Annotated in this window: 1 protein-coding gene and 1 pseudogene; both read left to right on the forward strand. The window is 41.0% G+C overall.

Annotation, left to right across the window (positions count from 1 at the left end):
* Positions 1-110, forward strand: a pseudogene (locus tag AACS92_RS02980) (IS982 family transposase); the annotation flags it as partial.
* 117 nt (positions 111-227) lie between these two features.
* Positions 228-614 carry a helix-turn-helix domain-containing protein gene (locus AACS92_RS02985; RefSeq protein ID WP_099112039.1) on the forward strand — a complete coding sequence of 129 codons (387 nt, stop codon included), beginning with the start codon at positions 228-230 and terminating at the stop codon, positions 612-614.
* The last annotated feature ends 88 nt before the right edge of the window (positions 615-702 follow it).

The raw sequence follows: 702 nt of genomic DNA on the forward strand, positions 1-702 counted from the left end.
CCGGTTTTTTGTTAACCATTTTAACGGGATTGATTGCTTACTGCCTTAAAGAGAAAAAGCCATCACTGAAAATTTTCTACTCAGAAGAAGATATTTCAGCAATAGCTTAAGCGGAATTGGGGTTAAATAGCTTTTCAAAATGGTAGGCGAATCAAAGAAACTCAGTCCTATTTTTGCGAACTTTTTAATCGCAAAACCAAAAAAACACAAAAAGGAAGGACTGAGTTATGGCCATCGTACCACCAATTCCGCGCAATGAGCGGCGTCAAATGAGAAAAATTGTCCAAAAAACGGCAGATAAAAACTATGCTCGCCGGATTATGGCGATACTCTTGCTACATCAAGGTGCATCTGTGTCTCAAGTCGCCAAAACACTTTGCACCGTGCATTCCTCTGTGTGGCGGTGGATTGATCGCTTTAAGGCACTTGGATGGGCCGGATTGTATCCTTTATCCGCGGGTCGCCACCCTCGGTGGAATTTAACGCCACTTTTGCCCGTTCTGTTTTATTTGTTGGAACATTCACCTCAGCAATTTGGTCATATTCGTTCTCGTTGGAGCCTCTCTTTTTTTATCTTTCAAATCAAAAAATTATTTAACCTGAGCTTCGCTTAAGAAGGGAACTAAAGTGCCTGAGGCACGATCAAAGTTTTTGCTAAAGAAAACAAAATCGTGGAGATCCTCAGGCATGTATAATTTAGAA

This window comes from Xenorhabdus sp. KJ12.1 (genome assembly GCF_963876495.1).
Classification (GTDB): domain Bacteria; phylum Pseudomonadota; class Gammaproteobacteria; order Enterobacterales; family Enterobacteriaceae; genus Xenorhabdus; species Xenorhabdus stockiae.